Genomic DNA, 15,947 nt, shown 5'->3' with positions numbered 1-15,947 from the left:
ACTGATGACTATTTTGTGACAAACTTCACAAAGTCAGCATATTAGTATCGTACAAAAAGGAAGCAGAGTTTGTCTACTTTTTTAACTGATATTGAACCATACCACAAATAACAAAAAAAAATGCCCTCATATGAGAGCATTATAATCTAAATCGCATCAAGCATCTGAAACTGAGCTTTTACCAATTCGAAGTATTCACCTTTTTCACTCATTAGTTCTTCATGAGAGCCGCTTTCTAATATGTGGCCGTTTTCAAGTACGTAAATGGTGTCTGCTTCGCGAATCGTCGACAATCTGTGAGCGATAATAATCGCTGTTCGCCCTTTTAATAAGCGGCGTAAAGCTGACTGGATCTTCATTTCCGTCTCAGTATCGATACTAGCTGTAGCTTCGTCTAAAATGAGAATTCTCGGGTTAGCAAGTAATGCTCTAGCGAATGATAAGAGTTGACGCTCACCAGCAGAAAGAATGCTTCCCCGTTCTTCTACTTCCGTATTGTAGCCATCACTCAAACGTTGAATAAAATCTTCAGCCCCTACAACTTTAGCTGCTTCCATTACTTCTTCATCACTTGCAGTTGGACGCCCAAATCGAATATTTTCCATGATCGTACCTGAGAAAATGAATGTATCCTGAAGCACAACACTGATCTGCTGTCTGACACTATCAATCGTTGCATCTTTCAAGTCCACTCCATCTATTTTTACAGCTCCCTTTGTCGGGTCATAGAAACGGCTGATCAAGTTGGCAATTGTTGATTTACCTGAGCCGGTGTGCCCTACCAAAGCTACAGTCTCTCCTGGTTTCATTTCTAAATTGATATCATCTAAGGCAATCCTCTTTTCATCGTAAGCAAATTGAACTTGTTCAAATACGATATGCCCCTTCATATCCGTTAACACTTTAGCATTCACACGTTCCTCTACATTTGGTTTCTCATCCAGGAATTCAAAGATTCGTTCTGAAGCAGCCATTGCCATAAGCAGTTGATTATACATTTGCCCTAACCTGGAGATTGGCTCCCAGAACATACCAAGAAAAAAAGCAAATGATACAAATGTTCCGACAGGTAACCCTTCTTGTAAGATCAAGAATGCCCCATATGCTACTAGTATCACGGTTCCTACAGCATTACTCATCTCTACGAACGGTCTGAACATCGCACTTTTGCGAGTAGCTACGTTCCATGATTCGAAATTATTTGTATTGACCCCATCAAAGTATTCGGCGTTCTCTCTTTCCTGCGAAAAAGACTGAGTTATTCGCACACCTTGAAGACTTTCGTTTAAATGAGAATTCAACCGGGATTGTTGAATTCTCACTTGCTGCCAGGATTTCCTTATATTTCTCCTCAGTTTAGTTGAAATGTAAAACATGATTGGCATAATAACAAGAATGGCAAGAGCCAGCTTCGGACTCAACGCAAACAGAATGACAATAATCCCGGTCAACATGACCACATCCATAAGCAGGTTAATAATCCCGTTAGTAAACAGCTCTTGTAAGGAATTAATATCATTCATAATCCTCACGAGAATTGACCCTGCTGAACGAGTATCAAAAAACTTATGGGACAATCTCTGAACGTGAGAAAAGAGGTGTTGTCTTAAATCATAAATAACATTCTGCCCGAGTATGTTTACATATTTAATCCTGAGCATATTAGCAATATAGCTGATTAAATACATAATGGCTACTCCCACGACAAGTTGAATAAGTAAATTTGTATCTCCGTCTGCAATCGCTCCATCTATAGCCACTTTCCCTATAAGAATAGGAACAATTAAACGTACAATTGTTGCGATCAGCATGGCAATTATAGAAATGGGAAGCAGGGTTTTCCAGTAAGGTTTAACATATCTTAATAGACGGACCAGCTGACTCCAGTTAAACGGTTTCTCGATGGCCTGGTCCTGCGTATATTTAAAACGGTTTAAATGTTTTGTTGTTTCAGGGACATGTTTTGGCTTCCCGGCCATAAGCTTTCCCTCCCTTATTAGATATTGGTAGAGTTTAATATTTTTTCTTTATCCTGATATTGAATTTCATAAATTCTTTGGTAAGGCCCTCCATTTTGCAGTAATACATCATGTCGGCCTCGTTCAACTATACAACCATCTTCTAAAACTAGAACCTCATCTGCATGCTTTAAAGAGGAAATCCGGTGAGCAATAATAAACGTTGTCCTTCCTTTCATTACCTCTTTGAGTGCCTTCTGAATTTGAAACTCAGTTTCCATATCTACAGCTGAAGTCGCATCATCCAATACAAGGATTGCCGGGTCGATTAAAATGGCCCGTGCAATGGCAATCCTCTGTTTCTGGCCGCCGGAAAGGCCCATTCCTCTTTCTCCCAGCAAAGTATTATAGCCTTCAGGCATCTCCATAATAAAGTCATGAGCTTGAGCCCTTTTGGCTGCTGCTTTTACATCTTCGAGGCTAGCGTCCGGATTTCCATAAGCAATATTTTCCTTAATCGTGGTGGAGAATAAAAAAGATTCCTGCAATACAAAGCCAATATTTTTTCTTAATGTTTTTAAACCATATTCAGCTACCGAACGGCCATCAATTCTTACGCCCCCCTGCTCCGGCTCGTAAAAACGTGTAATTAATTGGGTAATACTTGTTTTTCCGGATCCTGTGGCCCCAATCAACCCTATTGTAGTTCCTGGCGGCGCATCAAAGGTAATATCTTTTAAAGCGGAGTCATCGTCTTTTGAATAGGTGAGCGTTACACCTTCAAAAGTCACATGTCCATTCAACCGATCCTGTACGATCGCCTCTTCTTTTTCCTGTATATCCTCATTCGCCTCAAGGATTTCGAGCAGTCTTTCTCCAGAAGCTTTGGATTGAGAGAACAGGTTAATAACAAACCCAAGATTCATAAGCGGACCAAGAATATACCAGACAAGACTGAAAAACGCTACCAGTTCACCTAGCTGCAAGGAATTGTTAACGACTAGATACCCTCCAAATGCCAGCAGCGCAACAACGCATACATTGCCGATAAACTCCATAAGAGGAAAGAAACGCGCCCATATATTTGATGTACGGATGTAATTTGAACGGTAATGTTCACTGCGGTCATTGAACCTTCCTACCTCAAAGTCCTCTCTTGAAAGCGACTTGACCGTATTCATTCCACTTATGTTCTCCTGGACTCTCGTATTTAGTTTACCGAAAGATTTTCGGATTTTACGAAAAGCCGGATGAACACGACGGTCAAAATGATAAACAACGAAAGCCAGAAACGGCATCGCGGCCATCGTTACGAACGCTAAAGGAACAGAGTAATAAAACATGACGCTCAAACTGATCACGATCAATAAAATGATACGAATTAACTCAGAGAAGCCCATCGCTAAGAAAAATCTGAAGCCTTCTACATCTGCTGTTAACCGGGACATGATGTCTCCTGTTTTTGCATTGTCATAATATTTAAAAGGAAGCCGTTGGAGTTTTTTATATAACTCATCCCGCAGGACATATACTGACTTAATTCCGAAATACTCCCCCAAATACTGATGATAATATGTAGCTACGCCTTTAAATATCATAAGAACTATAAATACGATACATATATAAGGAATTAAATGATAACGTTCTTGCGCAACTACATCATCAATCGTCACCTGAAGAACTATCGGATAGATTACGGTAATCCCGGTTACAAATAACAAGGAAAATAACGACCAGAAAAAATAAGACTTAAACGGCCAGTAATACGGTTTCAATTTTTTAAAAACATCCAATTATTTTCCCTCCTTTTTCTTTAACGTAATTACTAATATATCGAGTATCGAAATAAATTTCCACCCATTTGACTAAATTTTTAAAAATTTAGGAAAAATGAACACCCCCATTTGTATGCGTTATCATTAATCATACAAAAAGACAGCCTCAATTATGAGACTGTCTTTTATAAGAATTATTTCTGGTTAACCCCTAGTACACGATTCACTCGCTTTCGCAGCATTTTCATTCCGCCGCCGCCAGCCTGGAAGTGACGAAGGTTTCCTTCTTCATCGAACACGTAGTAGGCAGGTACATATTGATTCTCAAAAGCATCCGTCAGCTGATGCTCATTATCTACGTAAATAGGCTGAGTAATACCATGCTCCTCAGCAACTTCTTTAATTTGATCTAAGTCCAAGTCCTTCTCAGACCGCGGCATGTGAACGGCAATGACATTTAAATCCTCACTGTATTCGTCCCGAAATTCGTTGACGTTTGGCATGGCCTCTTTACACAACCCACAACTTACCGACCAGAAATGAATAAGGGTTGGTTTGTTCCCAACCAGATCCTCTTTACTAATAGGTTCACTGTTATACCATTTTGTTGCTTCAGGGAGTTCAGGCATAGGTGTTCTTAGCTTCATTAATAGTCCTCCTCTTTAAATGGAATTCTCATGGAAAAAAAGGTCTAACACTATGGTTAGACCAATTTTAGAAATTAAATTAAAGTGTTTCTTGTCCTGGCTTCCAGTTTGCCGGGCAGAGTCCGCCAGTTTGAAGTGCTTGAAGTACACGAAGTGTTTCGTCTACGTCACGGCCAATATTGTTATGGTTAACTACTTGATACTGCAATTCACCTTCAGGGCTGATGATGAATAGTCCGCGAAGGGCTACGCCTTCTTCTTCTACAAGTACCCCGTAGTCTTTTGCAACTTGGTGATTCGTATCAGCAGCCAGTGAATACTCAAGGTCTCCAAGACCATTTTCGTCACGGCCTGTATTAATCCAGGCAAGGTGAGTGTGAATCGTATCAGTAGATACCCCGATTACTTCAGCATCAAGATCATCGAATTCGTCGAAACGATCAGAAAGTGAAGTAATTTCAGTTGGACATACGAAAGTGAAATCCATTGGATAAAAGAATAGTACTGTCCATTTATCGTTTTTCATGTTTTCCTCAAGTGATACTTTACCAAACTCTTTGTTTGGAAGTACTGCATCCATTTCAAAGCGAGGTGCTTGTTTTGCTACCATACGTTCTGCCATAAAAGAATCCCTCCATATGTTTTTGCTTTAATTCAACATTAAACTACAATCACAAGAAATAGTATAACGATAGTTTAGATTGTAGTCAATGTTTAATAAAAATTAGTTTAATCTAGCGTTTTAGTACTTGATACTACTTAATATGGGCAACGCTGTAATCCATTAAACATGAAGAAAACAATATTGTAAAATGATTTGCTCCCTAAAACAACAGCATTTGACATTAACCAGCAAAATATTGAAAATACAATTAAAATTCCGCTATTATGGGTATAAGGCTTTTTAAAGCCGGAAAGGAGTTTTACTATGAACTTATTTGAGGAAGGTTTTGAATTCAACCCAACAATTGTTGTTGAATGGTTAATTACAGGAGGATTAAAAATCCTCGTTATCCTGATTGCATTTGCCATTATTGGACCACTTGGAAAGAAAGCTATCAGACTGGGTATTCAGCGCATGGGGAAACAGCGTAAGCTTCCAGAGGGGCGTACGAAAACATTGGAAAAGCTCACCGTAAACATTTTTTCATATATCCTGATTTTCCTGCTTATCGTTATGCTTCTCGGAGCTGTAAATATAGAGATTGGTCCTTTACTTGCTGGTGCCGGGATCGTAGGTCTAGCAATTGGTTTTGGTGCACAAGGCTTAGTCTCTGATATAGTGACCGGGTTCTTTATTCTTCTCGAGCGCCAAATTGAAGTGGATGATTATGTAACAGCCGGGGGATTTGATGGAATTGTAGAGGAAGTCGGGATTCGAACGACTAAGATTAGAAGCTTTGACGGAACTCTTAATTTCATTCCGAACCGGAACATATCAGGTGTAAGCAACCACTCACGTGGCAATATGCGTGCCCTTGTCGATATCGGAATTTCTTATGATGAAAATATTGATTACGCGCTTGACATACTTAAAAAAGTAGCAGATGAATTCGCAGAAGACCCTCGCTTTAAGGAAGGCCCGGACGTGTTAGGTGTTCAAAGCCTGGGAGATTCTGATGTTGTATTAAGAATTCTAGGCAAGACAGAGAACATGGAGCAGTGGGGAGTAGAAAGAGACCTTAGGAAAGCAATAAAGGAAGCTCTTGATGAAGCAGGTATAGAAATACCTTTCCCTCACCAGGTTTATATCAACAAAAAAGAAAATTAGTAAAAAGAGCCCGGTTTGAAAAACAACCGGGCTCTCAGCTTGTGGAGAAACCCCTGTTTTCCGCAAGCTTTTTTCATGCCGTCAGGAGCGATTCTCCTTCCCTTTCTCCGGACGAGCGCCCGAGTTTCCTCGCGATACCATGCTCGGCGATCTCGTCTCACTTGTTCTTCCGCAGGAGGCGAAGGAACTCGCTCCTTGAAATTTCTTAATGTTTTGGCAGGCAGCCCGTACTTTTTCGGGGATAGAGGAGAAATCTATGTAGAGGTTCGTTTTTCGAAGTAAGTGATTCTCGGAAACAAGTTCTCCAAACGTCATGAAACAAAAAATCACCGCCTAAATAGTTTCTTATCTTTAGGATAAGCAACTATTTAGGCGGTGAAAAATGAAAGAAACCAGAAAAACATCAGGCTGTCAAGACTACTCCACAGCCTGAGTTTAAACGGGCTCTTTGCTATAACCAAGCTTCAATTTTTCGTATCGTTCCCGTTTGCATATCCACAATTTTAAAGTGTATACCGCTCCCTTCAATAACTGTTCCTTCTTTAGCATCAATATCTTGAGTGTATATCCAGCCAGAGATGGTATCTACTTCAAAGTGATCCAATTCAACATGAAAATAATCATTGATATCCTGGATAGAGGTTTTTCCATCAAGAAGAAAATGCCCATTCTTTAAAGTTTTGATTTCCCTTTCTTCTTCATGGTCATATTCATCTCTTATTTCTCCGACAATTTCTTCGATGATGTCTTCAATCGTTACTAATCCCGAAGTGCCGCCATACTCATCAATTAAAATAGCAAGGTGGGTTCGTTCTTTCTGCATACGGACGAGAAGATCTTGAATAGCAATGTTTTCAAATACTCTCACTACCGGTTTAATGTATGGTTTTAGAACGCCCATTTTTTCAATATCATCATAGAAGAACTCTTTCATGTGAATAATTCCTAAAATATGATCCTTATCATTATTTATAACAGGATACCTGGTGTAACGGTTCTGCTTCATAATTCGTATATTATGCTTCATTGAATCATTGGTATCAAGGGCTACCATTTCAGTACGAGGCACCATTACTTCCTTTGCCATCCGGTTATCAAACTCAAAAATACGGTTCACGTACCTGTATTCATTCCGATTTATTTCACCTTCTTTAAAGCTTTGGGCAAGTATATATCTAAGTTCTTCTTCGGAATGAACCTCTCCGGATTCTCTTGCTGTCGCTAACCCAAATAAACGGACGAGCGCATTTGCAGAACCGTTAAGTATAAAGATAAAAGGGTACATAATTTTATGGAAAATAATAAGAGGTCGTGCTAATAAAAGTGTAAGTTGTTCAGCCTTTTGGATAGCAATCGTTTTCGGAGCCAATTCACCTAAAACCACATGGAGGAACGTAATTATAGAAAAAGCAATAATAAATGTAACGGTATGACTGAGAGCTTCAGGCAGCCCGGTTTCTCCCACAATTGGCTGTAGAATATGCTGCAATGTTGGCTCTCCAAGCCATCCTAATCCAAGGGCAGTTATTGTAATGCCTAATTGACAAGCTGATAAATAATCATCTAGATTATCTAATAATTCAAGGGAAATCTTAGATTTTTTATCTCCTGATTCTGCTCTTGATTCAATCTTGCTCCTGCGGACTTTCACGATGGCAAATTCACTTGCCACAAAAAAAGCCGTTAAAATAATGAGCAGCGCAACGGCCAGCAGTTTTATCGTAGATTCCATAGCGTCACTTCCCATAATATTAGACCAATTGCTGATTTCTATAACTAAAAAAACAATTTGAATTTATTATGAGAATAACGAAAGCAACCTATGCACGGTTTAAAGTTCTTTTAGACTCTTTATGACAAGAGAGGCACCAACAGCTAAAGCCTTCTCATCTGGTGCAAGTTTTGCATTGTGAAGTCCAGCTTTTGAATTCACCCCCAGCCAGAACATAAAACCAGGAATTTCTTTTAGCATATAGCCAAAGTCCTCCCCTGTCATGGCAGGATCCGCTTCGACATAGGTTACCCCCAGGTCTTTGGCAAAATATTCAAATTGATGAACAAGTTTGTCTGAATTGTTTACCTGGTAATAATTTGCTCCATAGTCGATTGATACTTTACAATCATTGGAGATTTCTAAACCTCGCGTTATTTTCTCTATTTCCTGCTTCACTTCCTCCATTGCTTCAGGCGACATTGTCCGAATCGTTCCCTCTAACCGGGCACTTTCGGAAATAATATTCTGTACGGTGCCTCCTGTTATTTTACCAATTGTAATAACGGCGCTGTCGAGGGGATCTACTCTTCTAGATACGACTTGCTGCAGTTGAGTAACCAGAGAACTGGCGGCTACTACCATATCTTTTGTGCGATGGGGGTAAGCGGCATGTCCCCCTTTTCCAGCCAGATCAATAAACAATTCACTTGTATTAGCAAATAATAAACCTGGTCTGGAAGACACTGTACCTACAGGAAGTTCCGGGGCAATATGGAGGGCAAATACTACATCAGGTTTCCACTTTTTCATTGCTGAAGATTGAAGCATTGGCTCAGCACCGCCAGGTCCTTCCTCTGCTGGCTGAAATAAAAATAGAACATGATTATCAGCAGGTTCACTCGCCAGAGCCTCGAGTGACGCTAAAGCGATAGCCATATGAAAATCATGTCCACAAGCGTGCATCCTCCCCTTGTGTTTTGATTCAAATGTAAGACCAGTTTCTTCTTTAAGCGGAAGGCCATCGATATCAGTTCGGTAACCTATCGTTTTTTCAGGTTTCTTCCCTGTTACCTTCACAAATATCCCCGTTCGCCAAGTTTCTATTTCCAAATGCTGCTGAGGAAGTGTTTCTATAAATCTAAGCAGATATTTCTGCGTTTTCTCTTCTTTAAATCCTAATTCTGGAATTTGGTGAAGATCCCGCCTTATTTTAACGATTTGTTGTTTATCCATTCGTCATTACTCTCCTTATAACAAAGACCTTGCATAAACAGCAAGGTCTTTACTACTTAATTATCCAGTTTTCTTAATTCCTGCTTAATTTCAGTTTTTGATTTCGTTTGGTCGTCAATCTCTTTAACAACACGTGCCGGTGTCCCAGCTACAACAGTATTAGCAGGAACGTCTTCTGTAACAATTGCTCCTGCTGCTACTACAGACCCTTCTCCGACGGTAACACCTTCCAGGATAACAGCATTTGCCCCAACAACTACTCCATCTTCAACTACGACAGGTTTAGCTGAAGGCGGCTCAATTACCCCAGCTAGAACAGCTCCTGCCCCAATATGACAGTTCTTGCCAACAGTAGCTCGTCCTCCGAGAACAGCATTCATATCGATCATTGTGCCTTCTCCTACAACTGAACCAATGTTGATTGAAGCGCCAAGCATGATGACAGCTCCATCACCGATCTCTACCTGGTCACGAATAATTGCACCAGGCTCAATACGTGCATTTACTTTCTTTAAATCAAGTAAAGGTATAGCAGAATTTCTGCGGTCATTCTCCAGAACATAGTCTTCAATTTGATCTTTATATTTTTCGAGAAGCGGTTCGATTACTTTCCACTCTCCAAAAATGACACCTGACTCCCCGGTAATGAAGTCTTGAACGTCATCACCAAAGTTAATGGAAGATAATTCTTTCCCCTTCACATAAACTTTAACTGGTGTAGATTTTTCACTATTAGAAATAAATGAGATAATCTCATTAGCATCCATCTGTTTCATATGTAGCCTCCTCATTTCTTTAGGTTTCATTCTTTACTTTATCAAAGCGGATAATATGTGACAAGATATTTCCCATCATCCTTTTTTAGGCAGCCGCAATATAAACATAAAACTTATGAAAGCCAGTATTAATAAACAAAGATAGACTAGATGTAGTCCATCCGTCAAACCTTCTTTAAAGACCTGTAAGGCTTGTCCGCTCAGGTCTGCTCGTGCTTCTTTATTCAATAATAGATTCGTAGAGTCCACTGTGTACTCTTCCTCAATTCCAGCCTGCTGCAGGGACTCATGAATCCGGTTGTTTAATAGACCTCCTAAAACTGCTGCACCCACAGCACTTCCCAAAGTCCGCATAAACATATTTGAAGCTGTGGCGATCCCTCTGGTCTGCCAGGCTACCGAATTCTGAATAGAAACGATAAAAGAAGTGGTAGATAACCCCATCCCTATTCCGATAAATAAGGAACCTGCGGCAGCAAAAATTGGACCTTTTTCTGGAGTTAATAAGGAAAATAGTCCGGTTCCTACTATTAAAGCACCCGCACCCAGAATTGATGTTAGTCTAAAACCGATAATTAAAAGCAGACGCCCTGCAACAGTTGATGCAACCGGCCAGCCAATAGACATTGTTGTTAAAGTGAAACCTGCTATTGTAGCAGATTGCTCCATCACACCTTGTACAAAAGCAGGAAGGTAGCTTGAAACACCGATTAATATCATTCCGGTGGTAAAGGATGTCAGATTCGCATAACGGATCACAGGATTCTGCCATAAATGCATTGGCAGCATGGGATTCATGGAAGTGTGTTCAGATCGAAGGAAAAGCAGAAAACTGGCAGCCGCTGCTATAAAAAGCACAAGCATTTCCAATGAAATCCATTTAATTCCAAATCCTCCTTCTACGAGAATCAGAACGGCCAGACTGATCACGACCATTATGTACAAAGAGCTTTTTACTTCCACTTTAGATGCTGCCCTTCGATCTACCTTTTCTTTAAAGAAAAGCATTACACCAGCGAGAGCAAGCAACCCCAGAGGTATATTCATCCAGAATACAAACGGCCAGCTTAGCACATCGACAAAAAAGCCTCCAAGCAGCGGTCCGGTGACTGCTGATATTCCCCATACACTGGATAAATAGCCTTGAATTTTAGCACGTTCTTCTTTAGTGTACATATCGCCAACAATAGTAGTAGCGATGGGCATTAGCGCACCTGCTCCCAACCCCTGAACGAATCGGGCTGCAATTAAGATTATCATGAACTCGGCCATCGCAGCTATCACTGACCCTATTAGAAATAAGCTGATTCCCGTCATAAATATAGGCTTTCGCCCATATGTGTCCGAAAGCTTACCAAATAACAGGACTGTTGATGCATTTGTAAGCAGATAAGCAGAGAAAACCCAACTGTAAAGACTGAAGCCTCCTAAGTCAGCAACGATGCCGGGCATAGCTGTAGACACAATCGTAGCCTCAATGGCAGCAAGGAACATGGCTAGCATAATTGAAGCCAGTACGAAGCCTCTTTTCATGAGAAGCCCCCCTAGTTAATAAAAAAGACATAACAAAGGGCGCCCGGAACGAACGGACGCCTCCCTGCAAGCATTTTAATTTTCGTTTCTTCTATGCTCTCTTCAATGTTTCATGATAGTATTTACTAAATTGTTTTAAAATCGTTCTTCTTGTTATGATCCCATCAAACTCTCCCTGATCACTCGTTACACATATAAACGGATGATCAATCAGCTTATGAAGGGCATCAATCATTGAATGTTCCTTAGTTAAACAAGGAACGTCTTTATTCATTACTTGATCTACTGTAAGGTCGTTTAATTTATCGAGTTCAAATTGTTCGATTCCCAGTGTTTCTTCAAGGATCATGGATTTACTTACGACTCCCTGAAACTTATTTTCAGCATCAAGGACTGGTATAGCAGAGTAGCCTGTCTTAAGTAATACCAGTAAAGCATGATCGAGTGGATTGTTTGTTTGAACGTGCGCCACTTTTTCTGATGAAATCATTAGCTCTTCAACTACCGGAAAATTTAATTCATTACTTTGTACACTTATCATTTTACATGAACACTCCCTTGACCTTTCTCACTGAAGGAGCAATTGAAACTAGCAATAAAATCATACATTCTTATACTAACATAAATTCCTCCTGAAAACGAATTCGCTTTCTTTTTTTCTCTTATATCAAATACATTCCATATTACTCACACTATAACGATAACAACTTAGCCCTCCCTGCTTTATTTATAGAAGAATTACGCTTATACTTATAGAAAACTCCATGTTTCTTAGGCATGAGTAAAAAGTTGGGGTGAAGATTAAAGTGATGACTCACACATTTTCGAGAAGAGAAGAACTAGCTAATGCTATTACCCATGGCATCGGCGTTATTTTAAGTACGGCAATGCTCGTTCTTCTGATTGTATATGCAAGTTTACAAGGAACAAGCTGGCACATCGTGTCTGTAAGTATCTATGGTGGGACTATGTTTTTATTATATGTTTCTTCTACCCTGGTCCATAGTTTTCCACCTGGTAAAGCTAAAGATTTATTTGAGATTTTTGATCACTCAGCAATATATTTATTCATTGCCGGCACCTACACTCCCATGCTGCTCATTCCTTTAAGAGGATCTTTAGGTTGGACTCTGTTCGCTGTCGTATGGGCGATGGCGATCTTAGGGATTGTATTTAAAGTATTTTTTGTCAAACGGTTTGTTGTCTTATCAACGATTTTTTATGTAGTGATGGGCTGGCTTATTATCCTGGTCTGGGGTCCGCTGACTGAACAAGTACCAGCTGCAGGAATTACTTATCTCGTAGTAGGTGGAGTGCTTTATTCCATAGGTTCTATTTTTTATGTATGGAGAAGCTTTACTTATCATCATATGGTATGGCACCTGTTCGTATTAGGAGGATCCATTTTCCACTTTTTCACCATTTTCTTTTATATCATTTAACAAAAAAAGCTGCTCATTATAAGCAGCTTACAATCCTTAAGACAAATACTTTTCTCCCTGAAAGTATTTGTCTTCCAGTAAACACCTGTGTTCTACGGGAGACCCCTTCCAAGAGGAGCAGCACGGAAACGATACCTTTTCGCTACTACACTCAGACGGGAAAGGGACTATTTCTTAAAATGGAAACTTATTCAGCCACTGTCCGCCGTCTAACGTTACCACTTCGCCATTCATATAGGAAGCTTCTGGCGAGAGTATAAACCGGGCCAGCCCTGCAATCTCTTCCGGAGTACCTAAGCGCCCTAGAGGTACGGATTGAAGCGTCCGCTTTGCCGCTTCTTCTGATTCAAATAATTTATCTGCTCCTCCTGTCCTTTCTATGGGACCAGGCGCAATCGCATTTGCTCGTATTCCATATTTACTCCCCCATTCAACTGCTAACGTCCTTGTCATAGCGAGAACTCCCGCTTTTGCAGAAGCTGAGTGGATGACTCCTGCACCGGCGTTCCACGCATATGTAGCTACCATATTTAAAATTGACCCTTTAATACCGTTTTCAATCCAGTATTTCCCTACTGCCTGGCTGCAATAGAAAGTACCGTTTAATACGATATTTATTACGGAATTCCATCCATTTGCTGATAATTTCTCGGCCGGAGTTATAAAATTTCCAGCTGCATTGTTTACTAAATGATCAATTTGCCCGAACACTTCCACTGTCTGGTTCACCATTTTTTCAACGTCTTCATTTTTCCGTACATCCATCTCTATAATGAGAACCTGGTCTTCTTTTCCTTTTGAAATTTTCTCTTTTGCCTGCTGCAGCTTTTCTAAGTTTCTCCCTGTGATGGCTACATTTGCTCCGTCGTTTACAAAGCGCTCAGCCATGTAGAGGCCCATTCCACTCGACCCGCCGGTTATCACAATAACTTGATCCTTCATACATCATTCCTCCCTCTAATTATAAATTCCATAAACAAAACTGAATTCCTGTTCATTTTTAAAAATATTTGAAAGAAGTTTGTTATATTTCATAGATAGGAAAAGTGGTATAATAGCGAAAGTATTGATTGGAGGGACAAGCATGCTGATAACTCGAAGAAGTTTTATTAAGAAAATGTTATACAGTGTGTTAGGTTTTCTTGGGTTGTCAGGCGGCGGCTACTATTATGCCAGGTATATTGAACCTGATATGTTAACAACCCAGCAATATACATGGAAGCACCCTAAGATCCCGGAGGCATTCAACCAGATAAAAATTGTACAGTTCTCTGATATACACCTTGGCTTTCATTATTCAATAGACCAATTCCATAATCTTATACAAAAAATAAAACAAGAGGAAGCCGACTTAATCTTATTCACTGGTGACTTAGTAGACGAACCTCAAAAATATCACTTTAATGCAAAGATTCCATCCCTATTAAATGAATTAGATGCGCCTTTAGGAAAATATTGGATTTACGGGAATCATGATCATGGAGGATACGGAACCGAAAAGCTGCAAGAAGTCATGTCTAATGGAGGATTTACCTTATTAAAAAACGAGGTAAAAGAAATCACTATAACTGATAGCTCCATTATGTTAGCAGGTTTAGACGATATCATGCTGGGTTCCCCAAACATTGGGGGGACATTAAACCAATTGAAAGAAAACATTTTTTCTATTGTGCTTGTACATGAACCAGACATTGCTGACCGTGTCAAAGATTATCATGCTGATGTCCAGCTATCTGGCCACAGTCATGGCGGTCAAGTTCGAATACCCCTGCTCGGTTCTATGATCACTCCTCCATATGCGGAGAAATATGTAGATGGCAAACATTTGATCAGTGATACGCTGACTCTCTATATCAGCCGCGGTGTAGGAACCACCCGCATGCCCTATCGTTTTTTATGTAGACCAGAGTACACCGTGTATACTATGCAATCAAACTAAGAAATTAAATTATTGTTGATTTGGTAAGGTGGGGATACTATGAAACAAACTCTTTTACTTCTATCTATAACTATTGTATTAACAGCGTGCAGCTCTCCTATTGAAGAAACGATGTCACGAGACGTAGAAGATTTCCAGGGCGTCAATCAATCCGGAGAAACCATTACGTTTCCTGATCATTATGAAGGTGAGTATTGGGTGGCCAGCTTTATATTTACGAGATGTGATACTGTCTGTCCTCCTATGACCAGCAACATGTCAAGATTACAGCAACAATTAAAAGAGAATGATTTACACACTTCTCTTGTTTCGTTTTCCGTTGATCCTGAATATGATACACCAGAGAAGTTAAAAGAATTTGCTGACCAATATAATGTTGATTTTGAAACATGGGATTTTATGACAGGGTATGATTTTCAAGAGATAAAGGAACTATCGATAAAATCATTTCGATCTCCCCTTAACCAATTAGAAGACTCAGATCAAATGGCTCATGGCACAAACTTTTTTCTCGTTAACTCAGATGGAACTGTAGTAAAGAGCTATGACGGTACGAAAGCTGAAGAAATGAAAAACATTGTAGAAGATTTAAAGAAAATCCAGTAATTTTTTGCAATTAATCCCTATTTCTTATAGGATGGAAGATAATTGAAAGGAGGACATATATGCGCTCAGAGATCACGGACCAGGAATTAGCTGAATCTTTGTTCATCGTTAATCGTCATGCAAAAACAGCTCCTCAGCCTAAGCATTTATATGATATTAAAAAGCAGGCGATTTCTAAGCTGCTTAAAGAAAATAAAGCAAGAAAGGTCGGACTTCATTTTTCAGAACACCCGAAATATAGTAAACAACATTCGACTTTGCTTATTGAAGTGGGAGGTTATTATTTCCATATACCTGCTGAGAAAAAAGACTTTGATCATCTGAAGCATTTAGGGTCCGTTGACCAGGCTTACCGCAATCCTAAACCTAAGCTGTCTTTATCTAAGGCCAAACGGATTCTTTATGATTACTTAGACTGGGATCAACCTACAAAAGATAGAACTACACCCGCTTCTTATCACTCCTCCCCATCGTTTCTAGGTCAGCGGAATATCACCCCATGGAATCAGCGTCATAAACGTAAATGAGGCTGGGACATAAGTCCAGTAATGAA

General features: G+C 39.9%; 15 protein-coding genes. 5 read left to right on the top strand and 10 right to left on the bottom strand.

Translation table 11 applies throughout. The features are described from left to right. Positions 1-146: 146 nt before the first annotated feature. From C1A12_RS10000 to C1A12_RS09985, 4 genes are all read right to left on the bottom strand, one after another. A complete protein-coding gene (locus tag C1A12_RS10000; protein WP_101843733.1) occupies positions 147-1,979 on the bottom strand; it encodes an ABC transporter ATP-binding protein in 1,833 nt (610 codons plus the stop codon). 17 nt (positions 1,980-1,996) lie between these two features. Then, positions 1,997-3,751: an ABC transporter ATP-binding protein gene (locus tag C1A12_RS09995; protein WP_101843732.1), complete on the bottom strand. Its 1,755-nt coding sequence runs from the start codon at positions 3,749-3,751 to the stop codon at positions 1,997-1,999. A 176-nt stretch (positions 3,752-3,927) separates the two neighbouring features. Beyond that, positions 3,928-4,380, bottom strand: a complete 453-nt coding sequence (locus tag C1A12_RS09990) for a redoxin domain-containing protein (RefSeq protein ID WP_101843731.1) — start codon at positions 4,378-4,380, stop codon at positions 3,928-3,930. A 79-nt stretch (positions 4,381-4,459) separates the two neighbouring features. Then, positions 4,460-5,002 carry a peroxiredoxin gene (locus C1A12_RS09985; protein WP_101843730.1) on the bottom strand — a complete coding sequence of 181 codons (543 nt, stop codon included), beginning with the start codon at positions 5,000-5,002 and terminating at the stop codon, positions 4,460-4,462. Between the two features lie 306 nt (positions 5,003-5,308). On the opposite strand from C1A12_RS09985, the gene C1A12_RS09980 reads away from it, so the two are divergent. After that, positions 5,309-6,151 (top strand): mechanosensitive ion channel family protein, encoded by an 843-nt coding sequence (locus C1A12_RS09980; protein ID WP_101843729.1) that lies wholly within the window; start codon positions 5,309-5,311, stop codon positions 6,149-6,151. Between the two features lie 451 nt (positions 6,152-6,602). Here the strand turns inward: C1A12_RS09980 and C1A12_RS09975 are convergent, their stop codons facing one another. The 5 genes from C1A12_RS09975 to cbpB all read right to left on the bottom strand — a co-directional run bounded on the left by C1A12_RS09975 (position 6,603) and on the right by cbpB (position 11,948). After that, positions 6,603-7,883, bottom strand: a complete 1,281-nt coding sequence (locus C1A12_RS09975) for a hemolysin family protein (RefSeq protein ID WP_101843728.1) — start codon at positions 7,881-7,883, stop codon at positions 6,603-6,605. A gap of 99 nt (positions 7,884-7,982) precedes the next feature. Further along, the gene (locus C1A12_RS09970) at positions 7,983-9,098 is read right to left on the bottom strand and encodes an N-acetyldiaminopimelate deacetylase (protein ID WP_101843727.1); all 1,116 of its coding nucleotides are present in this window, start codon (positions 9,096-9,098) and stop codon (positions 7,983-7,985) included. Positions 9,099-9,154: 56 nt separating this feature from the next. Beyond that, positions 9,155-9,874: a 2,3,4,5-tetrahydropyridine-2,6-dicarboxylate N-acetyltransferase gene (dapD, locus tag C1A12_RS09965; protein WP_101843726.1), complete on the bottom strand. Its 720-nt coding sequence runs from the start codon at positions 9,872-9,874 to the stop codon at positions 9,155-9,157. Between the two features lie 75 nt (positions 9,875-9,949). Continuing rightward, positions 9,950-11,407 carry an MDR family MFS transporter gene (locus C1A12_RS09960; protein WP_101843725.1) on the bottom strand — a complete coding sequence of 486 codons (1,458 nt, stop codon included), beginning with the start codon at positions 11,405-11,407 and terminating at the stop codon, positions 9,950-9,952. 91 nt (positions 11,408-11,498) lie between these two features. Next, a complete protein-coding gene (gene cbpB / locus C1A12_RS09955; RefSeq protein ID WP_101843724.1) occupies positions 11,499-11,948 on the bottom strand; it encodes a cyclic-di-AMP-binding protein CbpB in 450 nt (149 codons plus the stop codon). A gap of 268 nt (positions 11,949-12,216) precedes the next feature. Here cbpB and C1A12_RS09950 point away from each other — a divergent pair, with 268 nt between their 5' ends. After that, on the top strand, positions 12,217-12,849 hold the full coding sequence (locus tag C1A12_RS09950; protein ID WP_101843723.1) for a hemolysin III family protein: 633 nt from the start codon (positions 12,217-12,219) through the stop codon (positions 12,847-12,849). 174 nt (positions 12,850-13,023) lie between these two features. On the opposite strand, the gene fadH is transcribed toward C1A12_RS09950, so the two are convergent. Beyond that, the gene (gene fadH / locus C1A12_RS09945) at positions 13,024-13,791 is read right to left on the bottom strand and encodes a 2,4-dienoyl-CoA reductase (protein ID WP_101843722.1); all 768 of its coding nucleotides are present in this window, start codon (positions 13,789-13,791) and stop codon (positions 13,024-13,026) included. Positions 13,792-13,933: 142 nt separating this feature from the next. Here fadH and C1A12_RS09940 point away from each other — a divergent pair, with 142 nt between their 5' ends. From C1A12_RS09940 to C1A12_RS09930, 3 genes are read left to right on the top strand one after another with little or no spacing between them, the layout of a single operon-like run. Continuing rightward, complete coding sequence (locus tag C1A12_RS09940) at positions 13,934-14,788, top strand: metallophosphoesterase (RefSeq protein WP_101843721.1); 855 nt, start codon at positions 13,934-13,936, stop codon at positions 14,786-14,788. 39 nt (positions 14,789-14,827) lie between these two features. Then, on the top strand, positions 14,828-15,394 hold the full coding sequence (locus tag C1A12_RS09935; RefSeq protein ID WP_101843720.1) for an SCO family protein: 567 nt from the start codon (positions 14,828-14,830) through the stop codon (positions 15,392-15,394). 59 nt (positions 15,395-15,453) lie between these two features. Beyond that, the gene (locus C1A12_RS09930; protein WP_101843719.1) at positions 15,454-15,921 is read left to right on the top strand and encodes a YkyB family protein; all 468 of its coding nucleotides are present in this window, start codon (positions 15,454-15,456) and stop codon (positions 15,919-15,921) included. Positions 15,922-15,947 lie beyond the last annotated feature (26 nt).

The organism is Halobacillus sp. Marseille-P3879 (assembly GCF_900240285.1).
GTDB lineage: Bacteria > Bacillota > Bacilli > Bacillales > Halobacillaceae > Halobacillus_A.
This window is presented reverse-complemented; position numbering and strand designations above follow the sequence as displayed.

Bases quoted from the DNA above. Each gene is read 5' to 3' on its own strand.
- C1A12_RS09975 (WP_101843728.1), bottom strand. From the start codon at position 7,883: ATGGAATCTACGATAAAACTGCTGGCCGTTGCGCTGCTCATTATTTTA.
- C1A12_RS09940 (WP_101843721.1), top strand. From the start codon at position 13,934: ATGCTGATAACTCGAAGAAGTTTTATTAAGAAAATGTTATACAGTGTG.
- C1A12_RS09930 (WP_101843719.1), top strand. From the start codon at position 15,454: ATGCGCTCAGAGATCACGGACCAGGAATTAGCTGAATCTTTGTTCATC.
- C1A12_RS09985 (WP_101843730.1), bottom strand. From the start codon at position 5,002: ATGGCAGAACGTATGGTAGCAAAACAAGCACCTCGCTTTGAAATGGAT.
- cbpB (WP_101843724.1), bottom strand. From the start codon at position 11,948: ATGATAAGTGTACAAAGTAATGAATTAAATTTTCCGGTAGTTGAAGAG.
- C1A12_RS09970 (WP_101843727.1), bottom strand. From the start codon at position 9,098: ATGGATAAACAACAAATCGTTAAAATAAGGCGGGATCTTCACCAAATT.
- C1A12_RS09950 (WP_101843723.1), top strand. From the start codon at position 12,217: ATGACTCACACATTTTCGAGAAGAGAAGAACTAGCTAATGCTATTACC.
- C1A12_RS09935 (WP_101843720.1), top strand. From the start codon at position 14,828: ATGAAACAAACTCTTTTACTTCTATCTATAACTATTGTATTAACAGCG.
- C1A12_RS09980 (WP_101843729.1), top strand. From the start codon at position 5,309: ATGAACTTATTTGAGGAAGGTTTTGAATTCAACCCAACAATTGTTGTT.
- dapD (WP_101843726.1), bottom strand. From the start codon at position 9,874: ATGAAACAGATGGATGCTAATGAGATTATCTCATTTATTTCTAATAGT.
- fadH (WP_101843722.1), bottom strand. From the start codon at position 13,791: ATGAAGGATCAAGTTATTGTGATAACCGGCGGGTCGAGTGGAATGGGC.
- C1A12_RS10000 (WP_101843733.1), bottom strand. From the start codon at position 1,979: ATGGCCGGGAAGCCAAAACATGTCCCTGAAACAACAAAACATTTAAAC.
- C1A12_RS09990 (WP_101843731.1), bottom strand. From the start codon at position 4,380: ATGAAGCTAAGAACACCTATGCCTGAACTCCCTGAAGCAACAAAATGG.
- C1A12_RS09960 (WP_101843725.1), bottom strand. From the start codon at position 11,407: ATGAAAAGAGGCTTCGTACTGGCTTCAATTATGCTAGCCATGTTCCTT.